The sequence below is a fragment of the Saezia sanguinis genome (genome assembly GCF_963921665.1).
GTDB lineage: Bacteria > Pseudomonadota > Gammaproteobacteria > Burkholderiales > Burkholderiaceae_C > Saezia > Saezia sanguinis.
Window position 1 is genome coordinate 68,966 of record NZ_CAWUGC010000019.1, and the last position, 19,985, is coordinate 88,950.

The following is a 19,985-nucleotide window of genomic DNA, read 5'->3' on the forward strand; positions in this document are numbered from 1 at the left end:
ACGAACATGTTGAATATATCCAGGTAAGTTCAGTTTTGAACCATACCACAAAATAACCGGCCAGCAACCGAATAAAAACAAAATCTGTAAGCCAATTCAATGGCCCGGGAATCGTTATGCCTTCCGTGCAAAAAATGCCTGTGCCAGCCGCACCCAGTAAGTCGCACCGATAGGCAGCAGCGCATCATTGAAATCGTAGTTCGGGTTATGCACTTCGCACGGCCCCATGCCTTCGTAATGGTAGTCCAGGTGCTCGCCGCTGCCGTTGCCCAAAAACAAGTAACAGCCCGGAATCTTTTGCAGATAAAAAGCAAAATCCTCCCCGCCGCTGCGGCGCGGAAAATCACGCTGCACCCGGTCTTTGCCAAACACCTCTTCAGCCACAGAGGCGGCAAAATCGGTCGGGCCATCCCAGTTGGAAAGTGCCGGATAACCGCGGTCAAACTTCAGCTCACCACTGCCGCCATGAATTTTGGGCAGCGTTTCAACGATACGGCGCATGGCATTTTCCGTGTCATCAAGCGCCTGCATATTAAACGTGCGCACCGTTCCGCGCAGCACCGCCTGGTCCGGAATGACATTAAACGCATCTCCCGCATGCACCTGGGTGACCGAAAGCACCACCGCCTCGTCGGGGTGTTTATGGCGCGAGACCACCGTCTGCAGCGCCATGATCATCTCGGCGGCAATCACCACCGGGTCCACCGTTTTATGCGGCATGGCGGCGTGTCCGCCAACGCCTTTGATGACAATTTCAAACTCGCTGGCCGAAGCCATTGCCACGCCTTTGCGAAAGCCAAAATGCCCGGTGGGGAAAGCCGGCCGATTATGCAGGCCATAAATCTCATCGCACGGGAAACGTTCAAACAAACCATCGTCCATCATCGCCTTGGCTCCGGCCCCGCCTTCTTCCGCCGGCTGAAAGATGAAGTTGATCGTCCCGTCAAAATCGCGGTGCTTGGACAGATAATGTGCCGCTGTCAGCAAAATGGCGGTATGCCCGTCGTGACCACAGCCATGCATGCGACCCGGAATCGTGGAGACATGCGCAAAGCGGTTATGTTCGGGCATCGGCAGCGCATCCATATCGGCCCGGATACCAATGGCACGCTTGCTGCTGCCCGCGGTTCCGCGCAACACACCGACCAGACCGGTTTTACCCAGGCCACGATGCACTTCAATGCCCCACTGCGTCAGCAGGCTGGCTACCAGGTCCGATGTGCGTATCTCTTCATACGACAATTCCGGATGCGCATGGATATCACGCCGGATTCTGGTGAACTCTGCATGTGAAGCCTTGATCTCATCAATCAGACTCATGTCAATAACCCCTTTTCTGTGGACAGCGTACCTGTGTGCGCCGCCTTGCTGTTGCTGCCGCGATGTCGATTCCTGATTAAAACAGTGTATGCCCCGAATCTGTTGACGCAACACAACCGGACTTCAAAATTCATTTCACCCGGCTTAAGCGCGCCGGAAAAACGCCTCCACCAGCCGCACCCAGTATGTCGCCCCCACCGGCAACAACGTGTCGTTGAAATCGTAATTGGGGTTATGCAGCTCACACGGGCCAATGCCTTCATACTGCGCCTCGCGGTGGGAACCATCGCCATTGCCCAGCCACAGATAAGCACCGGGCACTTTCTGCAGGAAAAATGCAAAGTCTTCAGAACCACTCAGGCGCTGGAAATCAGGAATCACATGGTCTTTTCCGAATGTGTTTTCCGCCACCTCCATCGCAAATGCCAGCGGCGCATCCCAGTTCACCAGCGTCGGGTAAATCCGCCTGAAATCAAGCACCCCGCTGCCGCCGTGCATTTGCGGCAGGGTTTCAACGATACGGCGCATGTTGTTTTCAATATCATCCAGTACCTTATCATCAAATGTCCGTACCGTGCCACTGAGCCGCGCCTCATCCGGAATCACGTTGAATGCGTCGCCCGCATGAAACTGCGTGACGGACAGCACGCCACCGGCATCGGGATTTTTGTGGCGGGAAATCACCGTCTGCAACGCACCCACCACTTCACTGGCAATCACAATCGGGTCCACGGTTTTGTGCGGCATGGCCGCATGCCCGCCAACACCCTTGATCGTGATTTCAAAGGTATTGGACGACGCCATCGCCGCACCTTTGACAAAAGCCAGCTTGCCTGTCGGAACCCCCGGCAGATTATGCAGGCCATAAATTTCATCACATGGGAATTTGTCAAACAATCCGTCGTCCATCATCGCTTTGGCGCCGGCAAACCCTTCTTCCGCCGGTTGAAAAATGAAATTCACGGTGCCGGCAAAATCCCGGTGCTCAGACAGGTAATGTGCGGCGGCCAGCAAAATGGTGGTGTGGCCATCGTGCCCGCAGCCATGCATGCGCCCCGGAATCGTGGACACATGGGCAAAACGGTTGTATTCCGGCATGGGCAGCGCATCCATATCAGCCCGGATGCCGATGGTCTTCTGCCCTGCCCCCTTGGCGCCATGCAGCACGCCGACCAGCCCGGTTTTACCGAACCCCCTGTGCACCTTGATGTGCCACTGCTCAAGCAGTTTGGCAACCAGATCTGAAGTGCGCACTTCTTCGTAGGCCACTTCCGGATGCGCATGAATATCACGCCGGATTGCAGTGAATACCTGCTCCTGCTGTTGAATCTCTTTGATGACGCTCATGACTTCATACTTCCTTGTTTTATTTTCTTTCAGCACAAACCGTTATTATGTACAGAATGCACACCCCCATTTGAAACGCTGTCATCTTGGCCGAATACGCGTCTCGCCCATATCAGGCACGGCTATGGAGCATAAAAAAATATGCTAGCGTTCAAACCAAGAAAAAGGATGGGTGAGAAGCAAGGAAGAAGGACAACGGCTTAGGCCTAAGCCATCTGCGTGATGGTTTTGCGAAAGCGCGTCAGCGCCACTGTAAAGAAAACACCCCCGATCACCACCAGAAACAGGAACGATTTCCACACCACATCAATCCCCGCGCCGCGGAACAGTATGGCCTGCCCCAGTTCGATGAAATGGGTGGTCGGCGCCACCAGCATGATGTTTTGCACAAACTCCGGCATGCTTTCCCTGGGCGTGGTACCGCCGGAGAGCATCTGCATGGGCAGCAGCACCAGAATCAACAACATGCCAAACTGCGCCATGCTGCGCGCCACCGTTGCCATGAAAATGCCCATTGACGTGGTTGCAAACAGGTGCAGCGTTGCACCCACCAGAAACAGGCCGATAGAGCCCTCTATCGGGACATGGATTGCGCCCCGCACCACCAGCACCAGCGCACACCCGGTCGCCACCAGCACCACCAGCCCCATTGACCAGACCTTGGAGAGCATGATCTGGAACGGCGTCACCGGCATGGCCAGCAAATGCTCGATCGTGCCGTGCTCGCGCTCGCGCATCAGGGCCGCCCCGGTCAGGATGATGGATAGCATGGTGACCATGTTGATCACTTCATTGACCGAGCCAAACCAGGACTGCGTCAGGTTCGGATTAAAACGCGAGCGCATGGTCAGATCCACGCTCATCGTATCCGCGCTGCGGTAGCGCTGTACAAACTCGGTGATCTCACTGAGCACAATCTGCTGGATATAGCCGTTGCCGGTAAATGCCTGCGTCATGCGGGTGGCATCCACGTTGAGCTGAATCTGGGGGTTGTCGCCCCTGAGCACATCACGCTGAAAATCCGGCGGAATATTCAACGCAAAGGTAAAGCTGTCTTTGTCCATGCCTGGGTCCACTTCTTCCAGCGTCACCCGCACCGGCGCAATGAACATGGGCGGATAAAACGCCGAGGCAATCTGTCTGGAAAGGGGTGAGTCATCTTCATCAACAATCGCAATGCTGGCCTTGCTCAGCGAGTCGGGCGCTGCGGTGGCTGCCACGTAAATCGCCAGCGTGAAACAATAGACGATCAGCACCAGCATGACCGGGTCTCTGAGCAGACCCCAGAGTTCTTTGACACCCAGCCGGAAGATATTGGTCAGTGCCTGCATACTCATTTATCCTGTTTCTTGAGCAGCAAAATGCTGACGACCAGAATCACCGGAATCATCACCAGCAATGCCCCAATGGAGGCATACAGGTCAGAAAATTCCAGCGCCTTGTTAAACACACCTCTGCTGATGATCAGCATATAGGTGGTCGGATAAATCTCGCCAATCAGCCGCCCGCCGCCTTCCAGCGTGGACACCGGGTTGATCACGCCAGCAAACTGAATTGCGGGCAGCATGGTGCCCACCATGGTCAGGAACAGCACGGCAATCTGGCTGCGTGTTACCGTGGACGCCAACAGGCCAATGCCTGTGGCAATCACACAGTACAGGAATGTTGCCAGAAACAGCGTCAAAAAACTGCCTTTGATCGGTACGGCAAAAATGGTCAGCGCCATAAAGATCAGCAGCATGAAGCTCAGCATCGACAGCACAATGTAAGGCAGTTGCTTGCCGATTAAAAACTCGGAACGGGTCACCGGCGTTACATACAGATTGATGATGGAGCCGAGTTCCTTTTCCCGCACCACAGAAAGCGCCGCCAGCATGGCAGGCAGCATCAGCAGCAGAATCGGAATCACCGCAGGCACCATCGCCGGCAGGCTTTTCACATCGGGGTTGTAACGAAAGCGTGTTTCCACGGTGGCGGTACTGGTTGTGCCCACCCCCATACGCTCGGTGGCCTTTTCCACCAGCCAGCCCTGGTGCATGCCCTGAATGTAGCCCCGAATGGTTTCTGCACGCATGGGCATGGCGCCATCCACCCACACGCCAACCTCAACCGGGTCTCCGCGTTCAATGTCGCGCCCAAAGCCCGGAGGAATCTCAATGGCCAGCGTGATATCACCGTTCTGCATACGCTGATCAAGCTCTTGATAACTTTGCAAAGGCGGTTGTTCAATGAAGTAGCGCGACCCCGCGATGTTCAGCGTATAGTTCTGGCTCAGCCCCGACTGGTCCCGGTCCAGCACGGCAAACCGCAGGTCTTCCACGTCCATGCTGATACCGTACCCCATCACCAGCATCAGAATGGCAGCGCCCAGCAGTGCCAGCGTCAGCCGGATCGGATCGCGGTACAGCTCCAGCGCCTCACGCCACATGCAGCCAACCAATCGGTTCCAACTGAACATGCCAGGGTGATGGTGTACAGATGCCTTGGACTCGGCCGGTACCGGCGGCACATCTGTTTTCGTACCTGTTTTCGCATCCTTTTTGTCCTGCACCTCATCGTTGGTGCCGGCTCCGGCGTCAATCAGATAGTCGATAAACGCCTGCTCCAGCGTTTGCGCCTGCCGCGCCTGCACCAGGTTATCCGGCGTATCGCTGGCCAGCACCTTGCCGGCGTGCATCAGCGAAATGCGGTCGCAGCGCTGGGCTTCGTTCATAAAGTGCGTGGTAATAAACACCGTGACATTGTCTTTACGCGACAGCTCAATCAGCAGGCGCCAGAAATCGTCACGCGCAATCGGGTCCACGCCCGATGTCGGCTCATCCAGAATCAGAATTTCAGGGTTATGCACCACCGCCACGGCCAATGACAGCCGCTGGCGCACCCCCAGTGGCAGGTTGTCCGGCATGCTGTCCGCCACCTGCTCCAGCCCAAACCGTTTGAGCATTTCATCCACCCGCGCGGGAATCTTAGCCTGCGGCACACCAAACAGGCGCGCATGCAATACCAGATTCTGGCGCACAGACAGTTCACTGTACAGCGAAAAGGCCTGCGACATGTAGCCCAGGCGTTTGCGCGTATTGATATCCTGCGCGTCAATCTCCTGCCCGAACAGCCATGCCTTGCCTTCCGAAACCGGCAGCAAACCTGTCAGCATTTTCATGGTGGTCGATTTGCCGCAACCGTTCGAGCCGAGAAAACCAAAAATCTCGCCCTGGGGAATACGGAAGTTGACATGATCCACCGCGACAAATTTGCCAAAGCGCCGGGTCAGGTCTTTGGCTTCAATGGCGATCGGGGTCTGGTCGGTTATTTGCAGCGGCGGAATTTCAACCGGCTGATAGCCGGCACGTTTTTCTTCCGGCATCAGTTGGATGAAGGCTTCCTCCAGATTATCCCGCTGTGTTTGTGCCAGCATTTCAGCCGGTGTTCCGGTTGCGAGCAATTTGCCGGCGTCCATTGCCACCAGCCAGTCAAAGCGCTGAGCTTCATCCATATAGGCGGTGGCGACAATCACGCTCATCTGCGGGCGCTCATCGCGAATGCGATTGATCAGGTCCCAGAACTGAGAGCGTGACAGCGGGTCAACACCAGTGGTCGGCTCATCCAGAATCAGCAGGTCGGGGTCATGAATCAGCGCCGAGCACAGGCCCAGCTTTTGCTTCATCCCGCCAGACAGCTTGCCTGCAGGCCGGTCCAGAAAGGGGAATAACCCGGTGCTACGCGTCAGTTCATCAATGCGGCGCCTGCGCTCTGCGGCATCGTGCCCAAACAGGCGGGCAAAAAACTGCAGGTTTTCTTCTACCGACAACGTCGGATACAGGTTCTTGCCCAGCCCCTGCGGCATGTAGGCAATGCGCGAGCACACCAGATTGCGCTGCTCTTTATCGCGCATATCCGCACCCAGCGCCACAACAGAACCCTCCTGTATGGCACGCGCACCCGAAACCAGCGACAGCAGGCTGGACTTGCCCACACCATCCGGGCCAATCAGCCCGACCATGCAGTTGGAAGGCACATCTAGGCTCACATGGTCCAGCGCCAGCGTTTTGCCGTAATGCAGACTCACATCCGCAATACGAACCACAGGCTCATTGGCCGGTTCGTTGGAAGCTGGTGCAGCAGACATCATCCGGCCTGGCTTCAGTTACTCTGACAGGGCTGCACCAGATTGCTCAGTTGGCTGGGCCATTCTTTTTCAGGATCCAGGCGCACCCAGGCCACGCCCGGCAAACCGGTTTTCACCTGCGTCATGAAACACTGCATCAACTCCGGGCTGACCTGCGCCTTGACCCGGAACATCAGTTTCTGGCGTTCACTTTCTGTTTCCACCGTTTTCGGCGTAAACTGCGCCACACTGGCCACATAAGACACATACGCCGGAATGACATGGTCCGGTGCCGCATCCAGAACCAGACGCACCTCCTGCCCCAGCGCCACTTTGCCGACAGCCGTTTCCGGCAGGAAAAATGTCAGGTACACATCTGACAGGTCAACCAGATTCAGCACCTTGCCGCCGGCCCCCATCACCTCACCCGGCTGTGAAATACGGTACTGGATACGTCCGCCCACCGGTGCGGCCAGGGTGCTGTCGGCAATATCGGCTTCAATCCGTGCCACCGTTGCCTGCGCCGCTTTGATCGCTGAAGTTGTACTGTCCAGATTGGCCTGTGCCGACTCAATCGCCGCCTGAGCCACCGCCACCTGCGCTTTGGCCGAAGTCACCGCGGCCTGCGCACTTTTCACTTCGGCCTGGTCGTCATCGTACTGCTGTACCGGCACTGCCCCCTGAAGATGCAAAGCGGAAGAACGTGCCGCACGCTTGTTGGCAATGTTCACATCGCTTTCACGCTGCAGCAGCACCGCCTGCGCTGCGGCTTTATCGCTGACACGCTGCGCCACCTGCGCCCTGGCATTGACTTCATTGCTGATGGCCTGCTGCAACTGTGCTTTGGCCTCGTTCAACTGGGCCTGCAACGTGTCGGTCTGCATAATGACCAATGCCTGCCCGGCCTCAACAAAGTCGCCTTCCTGCACCAAAATCTGCTCGATGCGCCCGGCCAGTTTGGCAGAAATATTGATTTCTGTGGCTTCAATACGGCCATTGCCGCTGATAAAACCCTCTCCCGGGCCTTTGTTGCGCATTTCCGACCACATGAAATATCCGGCAACTACCACAACTGCAACAATGGCCACAGGAATCAGCTTTTTAACAGGAAACGCCATACTCGATCACTTTCATTGTTCTGCATTGGGTTGCGCCCTTACCTTCATAAGGCACTGTCTCCGTTTCATTGTAAGCGCTATACCTGTGGTTGAACACCAATGCAGGCAAATGCGTGCCATTGCCTGTTATTTAGCGGCATGTAGAGAGAAACAAAAAACCGCCTAATTCATAACACTTTTATGCCGCCCGGCATCCAACATATATCCAACACACGCCCGCTGCGCGTTGATATGGGATCGGCACTACTGCCCCAGTTTGGATGTCACACCGAAAAAAGTGAACGGGCATAGGCATGCAACCATGCCACAATGAAAAGCCGTTACAGCTTTACCGCTGATTGAACCGCATCTCTGCATCTTGATGCGCTCCGGCACTGCGCATGCAGCACCTGTTGCTTGCGGGAAAACATGGCACCCAAGCATGAACTACAGTATTATGTTACTTTTATGCGACAAATCACCGCAAATACTCGTTTCTTCCGGCAATCTGTAAAATCTGTGTTTGATCATTGATTTTGAACCTATTTCACTCATTACCATAGTTATGACCCAACAATTACAAACCATTATCGATTCCGCCTGGGAAAACCGCTCCAGCATCTCTCCCGTTTCTGCCCCGAAAGAAGTGGTGGATGCAGTCAACTACGTCATCAACGAACTCGACCATGGCAAACTGCGTGTGGCTGAAAAGCTGAATGGTCAATGGGTTACACACCAATGGATCAAAAAATCTGTCCTGCTCTCATTTAGGTTGCAGGATAATGAGATCATGCAATCCGGCGCTTTGAGCTTTTTTGACAAAGTGCCGCAGAAATTCTCCGCCAACCCTCTGGCTGAACTGGCCAGTTCGGGCGTGCGCGTGGTGCCGCCGGCTACTGCCAGGCGCGGCAGCTTTTTAGGTAAAAATGTGGTACTGATGCCCTCTTTTGTCAATATTGGCGCCTATGTGGATGAAGGGACCATGGTAGATACCTGGGCCACGGTCGGCTCCTGCGCGCAAATCGGCAAAAACGTTCACCTGTCCGGCGGCGTGGGCATTGGTGGGGTACTGGAGCCTTTGCAGGCCAACCCCACTATCATTGAAGACAACTGTTTTATTGGCGCGCGTTCCGAGGTGGTTGAAGGCGTGATTGTGGAAGAAAACAGTGTGCTTTCAATGGGCGTATTCTTAAGCCAGAGCACCAAAATTTATGATCGCACTACCGGAGAGATCTCTTATGGCCGCATTCCGGCAGGCTCGGTGGTCGTCCCCGGTACGCTGCCATCTGCTGATGGCAAATGCCAGTTGTACGCGGCGATCATTGTCAAACACGTCGACGCTAAAACACGTGCAAAAACCAGTTTGAACGATTTATTGCGGGAATAATCCATGGTACCCTATCACCGCACACTGAAATATACGACCAATGGCGGTGATAGCGAACAGAAGTTATTGAGTAGGAGGGAAAAACCATGACATCACCTAAAATGGAACGCTTGATGGTACTGATGGCGCAAAAATCTGCGTCTGACCTGTACCTCACGGCCAATGCACCCATCATGATCCGGCTCCATGGCAACATGGTTCCTGTCAATGGAGAGCAGCAACTGACCGCTGACAAAGTGCGCGAAATGCTGGTCAGCGTACTGTCTGCCGAACAGGTGAATGAACTGGACACAACGGGCGAGCTCAATGTCGGTATCCACCGTGACTCGGTGGGTAACTTCCGCTACAGTTGTTTCCGCCAAAGAGGCTCACTGGCAGCCGTTATCCGCTACATCCCTCCAAGCGTGCCGGCATTTGAAAGCCTGAACCTGCCGCCAGCACTGGCCGACCTGGCATTGACCAAACGCGGGCTGATCCTGTTTGTGGGCGCCACCGGTTGCGGTAAGAGCACCAGCATTGCGTCTTTGCTCGACCTGCGCAACACCCACCTTGCCGGACATATTCTGACCATTGAAGACCCGATTGAATACTTCTTTACCAACAAGCGCAGCACCATCAACCAGCGCGAAATCGGCAAAGACACGGTATCGCTGAACACGGGGCTGAAAAACGCACTGCGCCAAATGCCTGACTGCATTTTCATCGGTGAGATCCGCGATGCTGAAACCATGAGCGCCGCACTGGCCTATGCACACTCAGGCCACATGTGCGTTTCCACACTGCACGCCAGCAACTCGTATGAAGCGCTGAACCGCATCATGAGTTTCTACTCTGAAGATGTGCGCCCGATCCTGCTCAACGACATGGCCGCAGCGCTTAAAGCCATCGTCTCACAACGGCTGCTGCGCACCAGCGAAGGCGCACTGCGCCCGGCCGTGGAAATCATGGAAAATACACGCCTGATCAGCGAACTGATCACCAAAGGCAGCTTCCACGAGATCCGTGACGCCATGGAAAAATCGCTGGCCGAAGGCAGCCAGACCTTTGAAGAAGACCTGGCTTATCTGATCAGGGAAAAACTGATCACCCAGGCCGAAGGCATTGAAAACGCCGATTCGCCATCCAACCTGCTGTGGCGTTTGCAGAACGATCCCAAACGCGGCGTCAAAAAAGAAGATAAGAAAATGCCCACCTTTACCGAAGATGACGGGCCTGTTTTCTCTGATATTGAACTGAATATCAACCATTCATGACACATTCCGCCGACCATGCAGCCCTGGCCTTGACCAGGGCGCTGATTTCCTGCCCGTCTACCACCCCCGATGACCAAGGTGCCCAGCACATGCTGGCCCGGCGGCTTGCGCCGTTAGGGTTCAACTGCGAGCCCATGCCATTTGGCCCTGCACATTCACAAGTCTCCAACCTGTGGGCCATCCGCCCCGGCGTGCAACAAGACGCACCGGTGCTGGTGTTTGCCGGGCATACCGATGTAGTGCCCACAGGCCCCGTTGATCATTGGACATCGCCCCCCTTCACTCCTACTGAGCGCAATGGCAATTTATATGGCCGTGGCGCTGCCGATATGAAAACCTCCATCGCGGCGTTTACCGTTGCCTGTGAAGAGTTTCTGGCCAAACACCCCCGCCCTGCCGGCAGCATTGCATTGCTGATTACCAGCGACGAAGAAGGCCCCGCAACCGATGGCACCGTGAAAGTCTGCGAAGCACTCAAACAGCGCGGACAGCGGCTGGACTATTGCATTGTCGGAGAACCGTCAAGCACCTCACAACTGGGGGATATGATCAAGAACGGACGCCGTGGCTCACTGGGCGGCATTCTGACGGTGCATGGCATCCAGGGACACATCGCCTACCCGCATCTGGCACGCAACCCCATTCACCTGCTGGCCCCTGCACTGGCAGAGCTGGTGACAATACAGTGGGATCAGGGCAATGACTTTTTCCCGCCCACCAGTTGGCAGGTCTCCAACATCCATGCCGGTACCGGCGCTTCCAACGTCATTCCGGGCGATGTGGTGGTGGACTTCAACTTCCGCTTTTCCACCGAGTCCACGCCTGAGAGCCTGAAAGAAAGGCTGGCAGCCATTTTAGAAAAACATGCGCTGGACTACGATTTGCAATGGACGCTCAGCGGCATGCCTTTTCTCACGCCACCCGGTGCTCTGGTGGAGGCCATGCAGGCTTCCATCAAAGCACACACCGGCCTTGATGCAGAGCTATCCACTTCCGGCGGCACCAGCGATGGCCGGTTCATTGCCGCCATCTGCCCGCAGGTGGTTGAGTTCGGGCCGGTTAACGCGTCTATCCATAAAATTGACGAGCATGTGGCCGTTGCCGATATCGACCCCCTCAAAAACATCTATCTGGGCGTTCTGGAACGGCTGATTGCCTGACCTGTTTCGTGAATCAAGCATGCACATCGGTGAATACATTCAGCAGACCAGCGAACGCTTTACCCAGGCGGGTTTAAGTTATGGACACGGCACCACCAATGCTTTTGATGAAGCGGTCTGGCTGGTGCTGTGGCGGCTTGGGTTGCCGCTAGACGACCTGGACAGTGTGCAAGACCGCCAGTTGACACCGACTCAGTTGGCGCAACTGGACGCCACCATCCAGCAGCGTATTGAAACCCGTACGCCGGCCGCTTACATTACCCGCGAAGCCTGGCTGCAAGGGGTGCCGTTTTACGTTGATGAGCGCGCCATTGTGCCACGCAGCCTGATTGCCGAAGTGCTGGCCGAGGGCCTGGCGGATCCGTGGCTGGAAGTTGCCGTCACAACACGTGACGATACCGTACCCCATATTCTGGACGTGTGCACCGGCAACGGCAGCCTGGCTATCCTCGCGGCACTGGCCTGGCCCGATGCCGTGGTCACCGCCACCGACATCTCCACAGACGCGCTGGCAGTCGCACAGATGAACCTGCAGCGCCACCAGCTTGAACAGCGTGTCAGCCTGCTTGCGTCCGACGGCCTTTCCGCCCCGGCCATTAAACAGCATGCACCGTATGACCTGATTTTATGCAACCCGCCATATGTCAATGCCCGCAGCATGCAGGAGCTGCCGCCTGAATACCGGGCTGAACCCGAACTGGCGCTGGCTGGCGGCGCAGACGGCATGGACTTTGTCCGGCCCTTTCTCCAACATGTTCCAGCCCTGCTCAGTGAAGAAGGGTTTCTGGTGCTTGAAATCGGCCATGAACGCGACTACTTTGAAGCCGCGTTTCCGCAACTGCAACCTTTGTGGTTAGCCACCTCAGCCGGGGCAGACCAGGTGCTGCTACTGACCCGGCAGGCCCTGCTGGCGCCGCAATAGCCCCCTTTGCTGGCAAACTGAAAACACGCCCGTTCAGCCACCGGCACCTGAAGGCGGCTGCAATACCACCTGCGATTTCACCACACGTAAAATGATGGAAGTGGACGTTTCGGCAGCCACATTGTTGAACTTGGTCACCACCTCGTCCAGGTGCCGCACATTCGCTACCGCAATCTCCATGACCCAGGAGTCCTCCCCGGTCACGTTGTAGGCGGTGATGATTTCCGGGCTTTCGCTGATCAGGCGCGTCACACGCTCAAAGCTGGGGGCTTGCCCGCCAATACGCACCACAGCACGAATCTGGTAGCCCAGCGCCTCCGGGTCCACCACGGCACGATACCCGGTAATCACCCCGGTCTCCTCCAGTTTACGCACCCGTTCCGTCACCGCCGGCTGGCTCATATGCACCCGGCGCCCCAGTTCAGCCATGCTGATACGGGCGTCCTTTTGCAGCTCGGTCAAAATCCGGTGGTCATAATGGTCAAATTCCTGTTTCAACAAAGTCACCATGCAGCGCTCTTTCCTTATTATTTAAAAATTCTTCAAAATTATTTGATATTTTAAAGTTAAATTCAATTTAACCTTGATTTTTATATTTAAATGCGCGTATAGGCGGTCTATCATCAGACCACTATGCAAGTCCGTCAACTGCCCCGTTTTATCCCTGCCTGGCTGGTTAACCACACCAACCCCTGGCTGCTGCCCGCTTTACTGGCCTGTTATCTGATCTGGGGTTCTACCTTTTATGCTGTTCAGGTTGCACTGCACAGCTTCCCGCCTTTTTTCCAGATGGGAACCCGTTTTCTGGCAGCGAGTGCCATCCTGTTTGCCTGGGCATTATGGCGGCGCAGCCGCTGGCCCACGTTGCAGCAATGGATACATGCCGCCATTGCCGGAACGCTGATGCTGGGCGGTGGCATGGGGCTGCTGGCCTGTGCCGAACAGTACATTCACAGTTCGCTGGCCGCAGCAATGACCACGCTGGAGCCGTTACTGATCTGCCTGCTCAGCATTGCGCTGGGCTGGCGTGCAACCCGGCGTGAGCTGCTGGGCATCGGCATTGGCATCTTCGGCGTCATCCTGCTGAGTTGCCAGGGCAGCCTCCAGGCGCAGCCCATGGGCCTGGTGTATATGCTGGGCTCGGTCGTATGCTGGTCTGTTGGCAGTGTACTGCTGGCACGTTACCTGCACCCGGCAACAGGTGCCATCGGACTGGCCAGCCAGATGCTGTGCGGGGCCATTGTTTTGCTGATCCTCTCGCACTTTCGCGCAGAAACACCGCAAATACCTACACAATCAGCATGGTTGGCCTGGGGCTACCTGGTGCTGGCCGGATCGCTGGGCGCCTACTGTGCCTACATGTATCTGATCAAAAACGCCTCCCCGGCCGTCTACACCAGCTACAACTACGTCATCCCGGTGATTGCACTGGCCATTGGCGTCATCTGGGGGCATGAGCAGGTTCAGGCGGTGGAAATGCTTGCAATGGGCATCTGCCTAAGCGGTATAGTGTTGCTCCTAAGCCCCAAACCGCATAAATAATAGTTTTAACTCTTGTTAAACGCCCTATTTTCACAGTAGCATTCAATAGAAGCAGCCGTCAGAGCATCGCATATCTTGTGCACTGATGGCTTTTCTTTGATAAGATGCTCATCATTTAAGCGCTTGTATTTATCCTTAAAGGAAAAGAACCCTATGGCAACCAGCAAAACACCAGCAAAAAAACGCACTCCCAACGCCGCTTTCATGAAACCATTGACTCCCAGCGCTGAACTGGCCGCAGTGGTTGGCAGTGCTCCTCTGCCCCGCACTGAAATCGTGAAAAAGATTTGGGAATACATTAAAAAGCACGACTTGCAAGACAAGAAAAACAAACGTGCTATTAATTCCGATGCAAAACTGAAAGCTATTTTCGGTAAAGACCAGTTCACCATGTTTGAAATTGGTGGCGGCATCGGCAAACACGTTAAATAAATTTGCCCGATGGCATCTGATCACCCGGAAGGTGCTCAGTTTGTGGCGAAAAGCGGCTGTCAAATGCAGCCGCTTTTGTCATCTGGCCTGTCGCAACGCGACAAAATGACGCCTGATGCCCAAATGATCAATTCATCAGACTAGCCTAAAACGGCTTCCTGCCCTTAAAATACAACGTTATTATTCAAAGTGTTTCAACCTGAGGTTTGTAATCCGGCTGTTTTTGCAAACCCTCTTTGTGTGTAAAACTGAGTGAAATCATGACCCACGTTGTAACTGAAAACTGTATCAAGTGTAAATATACCGACTGTGTGGATGTTTGCCCGGTAGACTGTTTTCGTGAAGGCCCCAATTTTCTGGTCATCGACCCCGATGAGTGCATTGATTGCGCCGTATGCATTCCTGAATGTCCGGCCAATGCCATCTACGCTGAAGAGGATGTTCCTGCAGAGCAGCAGGACTTTATTAAAATCAATGCTGAACTGGCACCGGAATGGCCCAGCATTACCAAACGCAAAACATCCCTGCCCGATGCCGACGACTGGAACGGCAAACCGGACAAGCGTTCTGACCTGATCCGCTGATCAGACACTTTCAGTACCCCATTCCCTGCCAAAATACTGTCCTTGCCGGCGTACCGTCACGCCAGCAAGGCGTTGCTATTCATACTTAAGCAGAAAGCCATAACCCATGACTGAACCCTCTTTTGCACCGGAACCCATCACAACCGATGCCGTCATCATTGGTGCAGGTTGTGCCGGCCTGTTTGCCGCGTTTGAACTGGGCATTATGGGGTTGCGCTCACACATCGTCGAAACCCTGCCGCATGCCGGCGGACAGTGTGTGCACCTGTATGGCGACAAACCCATTTATGACATTCCGGCCATTTTGCAATGCACCGGTAACGAACTCACCGAACGCCTGCTGGAACAAATCAGGCCATTCAAAGCCGGCCTGCACCTGCAGCAGACCGTCACACAGTTGAAAACACGGGATGCCCCCAAAAAAGCCAGCGACCCGGCGCCACGCTTTGAACTGCACACCTCCACCGGACAATGCTTTCTAACACGCTGCGTGGTCATCGCTTCCGGTTACGGCGCATTTCTGCCGCGAACCTTGCCTTTGGAAGGCATTCGGGCCCTGGAAAATCAACAGGTATTCTACGAACTGCCAGCCCATACAGACGCATATGCCGGCAAACATGTTGTGATCAATGGCGATACCGATATCGCGCTACAGGCAGCCAGCCAACTGGCCAGTGCCGAACACAACCGGCCGGCCAGTGTCACGCTGGTACACCGCAGAGACAAATTCCGCGCCGAAGATACACTCATTGCCCAAATTCAGCAACTGCGGCAGGCTGGGCGCTTGCAGTTCATTGCCGGCCAGTTCACCGGCCTAGTCACCGACGCAGCATCCGGCCAGCTTACCGCATTACAGCTCATGGGCAGCGCCGACAGGCAACCACTGCAAACCCCGGCCGATGCACTCCTGATACTGCTTGGGCTGGCCCCGCAGCTTGGCCCCATAGAACAATGGGGGCTGGCGCTGGAGCGTAAACATCTGGTGGTTGACCCTGGCACCTTTCAGACCAACACTCCGGGCATTTACGCCATAGGCGACGCCGTCACCTACCCCGGTAAGCGCAAACTCATTGTCAGCGGTTTTCATGAAGCCACACTGGCGGCTTATGCCATCGCCAGCTACCTGCAGGATGGGGCAACCATTCCGGTGTATTACACGTCGTCCAACTCCGAGTTGCAAGCCATACTGGCCCCTCAGAAGGCAGGCCACGTATGATGTTCCGTCCCTCAGGTCATCGGCTGGGGCTCCCTGGTTTGGTAAGCAGGCACACGCCCTGTCATTGCGACTGAACCGAGGTAGGGGCAGCCCCTGCACCTGACTGCTTAGCGCACCTTCATCGCCTGCGGTGCATGGGTATGGTTCAGCGGCCCCACGCCCTTGCCAATCTGTACCCGCATGCCCGCCTCAATGGCAGCCAGCACATACACACGCGCAGCCTGTACAGCAGCGGGCAGATCCAGCCCAAGCGCCAGATACGATGCAATTGCCGACGACAGTGTGCAACCGGAGCCATGCAGGTTATGCGTCTGGATACGGGGCGACTGCAGCTCATGCAGCTCAACAGCACCCGTTGCCTGCTGGCGAATTGCCAGCACATCCACCACCTCAGCACCAACCAGGTGCCCACCTTTAAGCAGCACCGCCTGCGCGCCCTGGCCCAACAGCGCACGGGCTGCCGCAACCAGTTGCGTCGTTTCGGTAATGGCCTGGCCAAGCAGTAAACCGGCTTCATCCAGATTGGGCGTAATGACCTGTGCACGCGAAAACAGTTCGGCAACAAGGCAAGCCATGGCGCCATCGTCAATCAGTTTGGCACCGGTGGCAGAAACCATCACCGGATCCAGCACCACATGGGGCAGGTGCTTTTCATCAATCGCCTGCGCCACCGTACGGATAATTTCCGGTGAACTCAGCATGCCGATTTTTACCGCATCTGCGCCAATATCATCCACCACGGCATCAATCTGTGCCTTGACAATTTCAACCGGCACTTCATGAATCGCACTGACCCCCAGCGTATTCTGTGCCGTAATGGCGGTAATGGCACTCATCCCATAACAGCCCAGCGCCGCAATGGTCTTCAAATCAGCCTGAATACCAGCCCCGCCGCCGCTGTCAGAACCGGCAATCGTCAATACCCGGGGATAGGTCAGTGTTGCGCCAGACATGCAATTTCCTTTACTAAAAAACAAGTGACTTGCAAAACCTATTCTAAACAAACTATAATCCCCCTTTCTATTCCCCGATAGCTCAGTCGGTAGAGCGACGGACTGTTAATCCGCAGGTCCCTGGTTCGAGCCCAGGTCGGGGAGCCAGATTTCCAAGATGAACTGCCATACAACCGCTGGTGGCCCTAACGAAGCCCCCGGCCAAGTTCAAAAAAACGCATTTCATCCATGCCGAGTCAAAATTCTGATCCCTGATAGCTCAGTCGGTAGAGCGACGGACTGTTAATCCGCAGGTCCCTGGTTCGAGCCCAGGTCGGGGAGCCAGCCTAAAGCTTCAAAACTCGTTCCCTGTATCGTTATCGTTTTAGACGCTCTTGGCGAGCATAAAGGGCTACTGCCCTTAATGCGTGCCCATCTTTCTACATCCAAAAACAATCCATGGTCTGCATGCCAGTCCGCCTGGTTACGGCTTTTCAGTTTACCTGACATGGCTGGCCAGATTTCGGGGCAGGCCCACTGCACATCCTCACAATGCATTCATAAGTAAAAATATAGCAGGTGTTATCGATGGCATGCGTTTTAAATCTTCATAAAATTAATTTTCCTATAATGGGCTCGCTTATAAATACTTTCTGGAATAACTGGTGCAACACACCACTTATTTTTTTAATTGGAGAACATACATGATTAAAGTAAAAATTGCACTCGCCTGCCTATCGGCCCTGTTCTTACAGGCTGCTGTCGGGCAAACGCTGGCAGAACGTGCGATCCATCAAAAACAGGAAGAGCTTTTGGCTCCGGACATCAAAAGACTGCATGAGAATTGTGGCGCAGACATCAAAGTCTCTTTTGACTGGTCTACTTTCAATCTGGAAGAATTGGAAAAATACGGTGCTTACAGCTTATGTCAGGAAGCTGTCAGAGGCGTTAACCAGATCTGCTTGAACTCAGAAATAGGCAAACAGACCGTTCAGGCGCATGTCAAAAGCATTGTATGCAGCCGCACCACACCCAAACTGCTGGAGTTTGCAAATGGTACCTTGAGGTATGGAATGGAGTATGGCGCACAGGCTGATCTGGCCCACGACGTACAGAAATATTTAGAAGGAAAACTGTAAACAGATAATTTGACCTGTTCTGCCAACAGGTTTATGGCTACAGGTAAAACGAAGATACCTTTCTGCACCACAGACAGGTATCTTTTTTTATTTCTCAAAAATTTGCCCTCCCTTTGCATACCATATCTGTTGCACGGCTGAGTGCTGCAAGCATACAAATCTTTACAAAACAAAATAAATCATACACATCCGGCACGTAAACTGGCCTCATGTTTTCAAAAAACAAATGTGGTTTAGCTATATAAAATGAATGATGCATTATCCGCATCAAAAGGAGTTAGCAAATGAAAATGAAAACCATCGTCTGCCATTTGGCCGCACTTTCCATTCTGGGCAGCTCAGTCGCTTTTGCGCAACCGGCCTCACAGGAAAGAAACAGGCAGCCCGCACCATCACAACAACAGCAGCCCCAAAACGGCCCATCGCGCAATCAGAGTCATGCAGGGCCTCAGGCAGACTCACGCTCCAACAATAATAACGCCCGGCCAAACCAGCAACAACCCGGCAGGCCTGCTGCACAGGCACAGAACCAGAACAGACCTCATGCAGAATCACGGCCTGCGATGGATTTCAGACAGGGTGAGCGCATACCGCAGCAATATCGCGGTTACTCTTATCGGGTAGACGACTGGAAAGCATACGGGCTGAGCCAGCCGCCCCGCAATCATCACTGGGTACAAATCGGCGGTGACTTCATCCTGATTGCCGCAGCTACAGGCGTCATCACGTCCATTCTGCTGAACAAATAACCTCCCCTGTTATGGCCTGGCTGTTGTTTCAAAACAGAGCCAGGCCATTTTTTATCGGGTATACCGTATTGCATGTCTTCCGCCCGGCTAAAATGACCGGTGCAATCATGTGAAGTTTGTGCCATGGCATGATTGGGCCACAACCTTCAACATGACAAAAGTAAATTGAAAATGAATTTACGCGCACAAGGCAGCATTACCCAATGGAAAGATGAACAGGGTTTCGGCTTCATCACACCTGACTCAGGAGGTAAACAAGTATTTGTCCATGTCACTGCATTTACCGACCGCAGCAAAAGGCCGGCGCAAGATGACCGGGTTTTCTACGAATCCGGTGTAGACGACAACGGACGTCCGCAAGCCTATAACGTTACTTTTGCAGAAAATGCTGCATCGCGTCGAAAAAGACGCACCCGCCGCCTTTCGTTGGCACTTGTTTTGATCGCTGTAGCCTTCCTGGCGACACTAGCGGGAATGTATTATTTTGGCAAACTGCCAAGTATTTTTCTCATCCCATATGTCCTGTTCAGTTCACTGGCCTTTATCACCTACGCCCGGGACAAGCGGGCCGCGGTGAAAGACCGCTGGAGAACCGAGGAAAACACCCTGCACCTGATGGCACTGTTTGGCGGCTGGCCCGGCGCTTTGATTGCACAGCGCCTGTTCCGGCACAAATCCAGCAAGCTGTCGTTCCAGATCATCTTCTGGATCACCGTGATCGCCAATTGCTGCCTGTTTGCCTGGTTGCTTTCTCTTTACTGGCAAAAATATGGCGTCGCCTGAATACGTCAATGTGTTTC

At 54.6% G+C, this 19,985-nt stretch carries 18 protein-coding genes and 2 tRNA genes; 13 read left to right on the forward strand and 7 right to left on the reverse strand.

Going from position 1 to position 19,985, the window contains the following annotated elements:
- Positions 1-114: 114 nt before the first annotated feature.
- The 5 genes from AACY98_RS13920 to AACY98_RS13940 form a co-directional block, all read right to left on the reverse strand.
- Positions 115-1,320: a M20 aminoacylase family protein gene (locus AACY98_RS13920; RefSeq protein WP_339805980.1), complete on the reverse strand. Its 1,206-nt coding sequence runs from the start codon at positions 1,318-1,320 to the stop codon at positions 115-117.
- A gap of 144 nt (positions 1,321-1,464) precedes the next feature.
- On the reverse strand, positions 1,465-2,667 hold the full coding sequence (locus AACY98_RS13925; RefSeq protein ID WP_126980409.1) for a M20 aminoacylase family protein: 1,203 nt from the start codon (positions 2,665-2,667) through the stop codon (positions 1,465-1,467).
- Between the two features lie 206 nt (positions 2,668-2,873).
- Entirely contained in the window at positions 2,874-3,998 is a 1,125-nt protein-coding gene (locus tag AACY98_RS13930) for an ABC transporter permease (RefSeq protein WP_339806106.1), read from the reverse strand.
- 2 nt (positions 3,999-4,000) lie between these two features.
- The gene (rbbA, locus tag AACY98_RS13935) at positions 4,001-6,796 is read right to left on the reverse strand and encodes a ribosome-associated ATPase/putative transporter RbbA (RefSeq protein WP_339805983.1); all 2,796 of its coding nucleotides are present in this window, start codon (positions 6,794-6,796) and stop codon (positions 4,001-4,003) included.
- A gap of 11 nt (positions 6,797-6,807) precedes the next feature.
- A complete protein-coding gene (locus AACY98_RS13940; RefSeq protein WP_339805986.1) occupies positions 6,808-7,890 on the reverse strand; it encodes an HlyD family secretion protein in 1,083 nt (360 codons plus the stop codon).
- Between the two features lie 544 nt (positions 7,891-8,434).
- Here AACY98_RS13940 and dapD point away from each other — a divergent pair.
- The 4 genes from dapD (at position 8,435) to prmB (ending at position 12,591) form a co-directional block, all read left to right on the forward strand.
- Positions 8,435-9,256: a 2,3,4,5-tetrahydropyridine-2,6-dicarboxylate N-succinyltransferase gene (gene dapD, locus AACY98_RS13945; RefSeq protein WP_126980411.1), complete on the forward strand. Its 822-nt coding sequence runs from the start codon at positions 8,435-8,437 to the stop codon at positions 9,254-9,256.
- Between the two features lie 86 nt (positions 9,257-9,342).
- Positions 9,343-10,509: a PilT/PilU family type 4a pilus ATPase gene (locus AACY98_RS13950; protein ID WP_339805989.1), complete on the forward strand. Its 1,167-nt coding sequence runs from the start codon at positions 9,343-9,345 to the stop codon at positions 10,507-10,509.
- On the forward strand, positions 10,506-11,669 hold the full coding sequence (gene dapE, locus AACY98_RS13955; protein WP_339805991.1) for a succinyl-diaminopimelate desuccinylase: 1,164 nt from the start codon (positions 10,506-10,508) through the stop codon (positions 11,667-11,669). The genes AACY98_RS13950 and dapE overlap by 4 nt, the downstream gene beginning before the upstream one ends.
- Before the next feature lie 19 nt (positions 11,670-11,688).
- Positions 11,689-12,591, forward strand: a complete 903-nt coding sequence (prmB, locus tag AACY98_RS13960) for a 50S ribosomal protein L3 N(5)-glutamine methyltransferase (RefSeq protein WP_339805994.1) — start codon at positions 11,689-11,691, stop codon at positions 12,589-12,591.
- Between the two features lie 33 nt (positions 12,592-12,624).
- Here the strand turns inward: prmB and AACY98_RS13965 are convergent, their stop codons facing one another.
- Positions 12,625-13,101, reverse strand: a complete 477-nt coding sequence (locus AACY98_RS13965) for an Lrp/AsnC family transcriptional regulator (RefSeq protein ID WP_339805998.1) — start codon at positions 13,099-13,101, stop codon at positions 12,625-12,627.
- Positions 13,102-13,224: 123 nt separating this feature from the next.
- Here AACY98_RS13965 and AACY98_RS13970 point away from each other — a divergent pair, with 123 nt between their 5' ends.
- The 4 genes from AACY98_RS13970 (at position 13,225) to AACY98_RS13985 (ending at position 16,365) form a co-directional block, all read left to right on the forward strand.
- A complete protein-coding gene (locus tag AACY98_RS13970; RefSeq protein ID WP_339806000.1) occupies positions 13,225-14,133 on the forward strand; it encodes an EamA family transporter in 909 nt (302 codons plus the stop codon).
- A gap of 153 nt (positions 14,134-14,286) precedes the next feature.
- The gene (locus AACY98_RS13975) at positions 14,287-14,565 is read left to right on the forward strand and encodes an SWIB/MDM2 domain-containing protein (protein ID WP_126980417.1); all 279 of its coding nucleotides are present in this window, start codon (positions 14,287-14,289) and stop codon (positions 14,563-14,565) included.
- Between the two features lie 260 nt (positions 14,566-14,825).
- The gene (gene fdxA, locus AACY98_RS13980) at positions 14,826-15,149 is read left to right on the forward strand and encodes a ferredoxin FdxA (protein WP_126980418.1); all 324 of its coding nucleotides are present in this window, start codon (positions 14,826-14,828) and stop codon (positions 15,147-15,149) included.
- Between the two features lie 106 nt (positions 15,150-15,255).
- Positions 15,256-16,365 (forward strand): NAD(P)/FAD-dependent oxidoreductase, encoded by a 1,110-nt coding sequence (locus tag AACY98_RS13985; RefSeq protein ID WP_339806004.1) that lies wholly within the window; start codon positions 15,256-15,258, stop codon positions 16,363-16,365.
- A gap of 107 nt (positions 16,366-16,472) precedes the next feature.
- Here AACY98_RS13985 and thiD read toward each other — a convergent pair whose 3' ends face one another.
- A complete protein-coding gene (thiD, locus tag AACY98_RS13990; RefSeq protein ID WP_126980420.1) occupies positions 16,473-17,318 on the reverse strand; it encodes a bifunctional hydroxymethylpyrimidine kinase/phosphomethylpyrimidine kinase in 846 nt (281 codons plus the stop codon).
- Positions 17,319-17,389: 71 nt separating this feature from the next.
- Here thiD and AACY98_RS13995 point away from each other — a divergent pair.
- From AACY98_RS13995 to AACY98_RS14015, 5 genes are all read left to right on the forward strand, one after another.
- A tRNA-Asn gene (locus tag AACY98_RS13995) sits at positions 17,390-17,465 on the forward strand.
- A 101-nt stretch (positions 17,466-17,566) separates the two neighbouring features.
- Positions 17,567-17,642: transfer RNA gene (locus AACY98_RS14000), tRNA-Asn, on the forward strand.
- A gap of 359 nt (positions 17,643-18,001) precedes the next feature.
- The gene (locus AACY98_RS14005; RefSeq protein ID WP_339806006.1) at positions 18,002-18,436 is read left to right on the forward strand and encodes a hypothetical protein; all 435 of its coding nucleotides are present in this window, start codon (positions 18,002-18,004) and stop codon (positions 18,434-18,436) included.
- A gap of 284 nt (positions 18,437-18,720) precedes the next feature.
- Entirely contained in the window at positions 18,721-19,185 is a 465-nt protein-coding gene (locus AACY98_RS14010) for an RcnB family protein (RefSeq protein WP_339806008.1), read from the forward strand.
- A 171-nt stretch (positions 19,186-19,356) separates the two neighbouring features.
- Positions 19,357-19,968 carry a cold shock and DUF1294 domain-containing protein gene (locus AACY98_RS14015; RefSeq protein WP_339806011.1) on the forward strand — a complete coding sequence of 204 codons (612 nt, stop codon included), beginning with the start codon at positions 19,357-19,359 and terminating at the stop codon, positions 19,966-19,968.
- Positions 19,969-19,985: the final 17 nt, after the last annotated feature.

Excerpts from the sequence above, each read along its gene's own strand:
- AACY98_RS13950 (WP_339805989.1), top strand. The coding sequence starts at position 9,343 with ATGACATCACCTAAAATGGAACGCTTGATGGTACTGATGGCGCAAAAA.
- dapD (WP_126980411.1), top strand. The coding sequence starts at position 8,435 with ATGACCCAACAATTACAAACCATTATCGATTCCGCCTGGGAAAACCGC.
- AACY98_RS13940 (WP_339805986.1), bottom strand. The coding sequence starts at position 7,890 with ATGGCGTTTCCTGTTAAAAAGCTGATTCCTGTGGCCATTGTTGCAGTT.
- AACY98_RS13965 (WP_339805998.1), bottom strand. The coding sequence starts at position 13,101 with ATGGTGACTTTGTTGAAACAGGAATTTGACCATTATGACCACCGGATT.
- thiD (WP_126980420.1), bottom strand. The coding sequence starts at position 17,318 with ATGTCTGGCGCAACACTGACCTATCCCCGGGTATTGACGATTGCCGGT.
- AACY98_RS13975 (WP_126980417.1), top strand. The coding sequence starts at position 14,287 with ATGGCAACCAGCAAAACACCAGCAAAAAAACGCACTCCCAACGCCGCT.
- rbbA (WP_339805983.1), bottom strand. The coding sequence starts at position 6,796 with ATGATGTCTGCTGCACCAGCTTCCAACGAACCGGCCAATGAGCCTGTG.
- fdxA (WP_126980418.1), top strand. The coding sequence starts at position 14,826 with ATGACCCACGTTGTAACTGAAAACTGTATCAAGTGTAAATATACCGAC.
- AACY98_RS13920 (WP_339805980.1), bottom strand. The coding sequence starts at position 1,320 with ATGAGTCTGATTGATGAGATCAAGGCTTCACATGCAGAGTTCACCAGA.
- AACY98_RS14005 (WP_339806006.1), top strand. The coding sequence starts at position 18,002 with ATGATTAAAGTAAAAATTGCACTCGCCTGCCTATCGGCCCTGTTCTTA.
- AACY98_RS14015 (WP_339806011.1), top strand. The coding sequence starts at position 19,357 with ATGAATTTACGCGCACAAGGCAGCATTACCCAATGGAAAGATGAACAG.
- AACY98_RS14010 (WP_339806008.1), top strand. The coding sequence starts at position 18,721 with ATGAAAATGAAAACCATCGTCTGCCATTTGGCCGCACTTTCCATTCTG.
- AACY98_RS13930 (WP_339806106.1), bottom strand. The coding sequence starts at position 3,998 with ATGCAGGCACTGACCAATATCTTCCGGCTGGGTGTCAAAGAACTCTGG.
- AACY98_RS13985 (WP_339806004.1), top strand. The coding sequence starts at position 15,256 with ATGACTGAACCCTCTTTTGCACCGGAACCCATCACAACCGATGCCGTC.
- AACY98_RS13970 (WP_339806000.1), top strand. The coding sequence starts at position 13,225 with ATGCAAGTCCGTCAACTGCCCCGTTTTATCCCTGCCTGGCTGGTTAAC.
- prmB (WP_339805994.1), top strand. The coding sequence starts at position 11,689 with ATGCACATCGGTGAATACATTCAGCAGACCAGCGAACGCTTTACCCAG.
- AACY98_RS13925 (WP_126980409.1), bottom strand. The coding sequence starts at position 2,667 with ATGAGCGTCATCAAAGAGATTCAACAGCAGGAGCAGGTATTCACTGCA.
- dapE (WP_339805991.1), top strand. The coding sequence starts at position 10,506 with ATGACACATTCCGCCGACCATGCAGCCCTGGCCTTGACCAGGGCGCTG.